Genomic DNA, 1548 nt, shown 5'->3' on the forward strand with positions numbered 1-1548 from the left:
AACTTTTTATATCATGAGTTTCTTTCAATACCTTAAAAATACAAGAATTTCAAAAAACGAAAAAAACGGTTTTATTGCCAAGTCACCATTCATGGTAACAGAAAGCACTGACAGTAAACAATTATTTAAAATTAAACGACCTCCTCTTGTTGTATTATTCCCAGATGTTAGCACTGGATATGATTACCCAAACTTCCAGGCTGATTTAAAGCAAGAAATTGAAAAAATGAATCATATATATTCCGAAGAAATAGGTATCTGCATAATTATCTTTTTTAATTTTTTAAGGGAAAAAGAACTTAGACTCAGTTCAGAAAGGTTATGGCATCATCTGTTGAATAACTATTTTACAACCTGCAATGTCCAGCTGGAATATCCCATGAAAATTCGGTTGGATAAGACTTTTTCTCCTTTAAAATTAAAGACGATCGAAGTTAAGAAATTGGATGGAGATGATTTAAAAAGAAAATTGAAAACCATACCTTGTCCGATTATTTTAATCGCTATCTGGCCAAAGAAAAGCATTTAAACGAATTAATGTCTTTTAGCCAACCTGAAAGACCAATCATCATTTTTAACATAATAAAAGTTCTAACAAAAATAAATGTAACAACCAACAATCCTTTAATTCATTCACTCCTTAATTCCTTTTTTGAGAATGTTGCTTTATCGCTTTTTGACCATTTCTGGCAGGATTTTGAAGCAGAGCAAACTATATCTGTAGCAATGGGAGCCCCTTATTATGATCCGATGGTTTTTAGAGAATATGCTTTGGGGGAAGGACTACAGCTTGCTATCTTCACTCATATTGACAAACAACCTCAAAATGGCTGGGTCAGTGCAATTAAACCAGTAACTAATTCATTAAATTATGACTCTCTTAAACCAAACCATGAAATATCAAAAGAAGTAGAGATTTATAACTCAACCATAAATGAATTAACAGAATTCAGCTTTATCCTGAGTCAGCTGATTAAATTCATGGCAATAGGGAACAAATATTTGTATCAAGAAAAAATTAATGATGCTTTTCTTTCCTTCTGGGTAGCATTGGATACAATTTTGAATGATGACGATGAAAATGCCCGCTCCAACCTCCTTAAGAATAGAATTGCAGCTCTATTGTGGTATAAAAATAAAACCAATCATACTATAGAGTATTTTAAAGTAAGTGAATTATACAAATTAAGAAGTGGCTACGTCCATGCAGGTGAAGAAGTATCCCGGGAAGATGCACTTACTTTAAATGAAATATGCTTAGTCATCTACAACATAATTCTAAAGATGCACAAAAATGCAATAGAATTTGCTGATGTCACCCTCCACAATTGGTACACAGCAATTGACGAGTTGGCTGAAAAAGGTCGTAAGACACAAACCATAAACGAAGAATTATTACAAGAGGTCGGTTTAATTGATATGGAGTAAATTCCTTCTGTGATGGATATTCCGGTGATGTTGACATCCCATTCCGGTGATATTGACCCCCTGCTCAGTAATGGTTCAAAGAGCGAGATGGGCTGACAATATTACCGTTTTTTTTCTTAA

At 33.4% G+C, this 1548-nt stretch carries 2 protein-coding genes; both read left to right on the top strand.

The annotated features are described in order from the left end of the window. A partial coding sequence (locus OQ5_RS23420; RefSeq protein WP_044107600.1) for a hypothetical protein occupies positions 1-529 on the top strand: 529 nt, incomplete at its 5' end. Then, positions 484-1428 carry a HEPN domain-containing protein gene (locus tag OQ5_RS0105270; protein ID WP_016776482.1) on the top strand — a complete coding sequence of 315 codons (945 nt, stop codon included), beginning with the start codon at positions 484-486 and terminating at the stop codon, positions 1426-1428. The genes OQ5_RS23420 and OQ5_RS0105270, both read left to right, overlap by 46 nt. The last annotated feature ends 120 nt before the right edge of the window (positions 1429-1548 follow it).

It is taken from the genome of Anaerophaga thermohalophila str. Valhall (assembly GCF_000250735.1).
Lineage (GTDB): Bacteria > Bacteroidota > Bacteroidia > Bacteroidales > Marinilabiliaceae > Anaerophaga > Anaerophaga thermohalophila_A.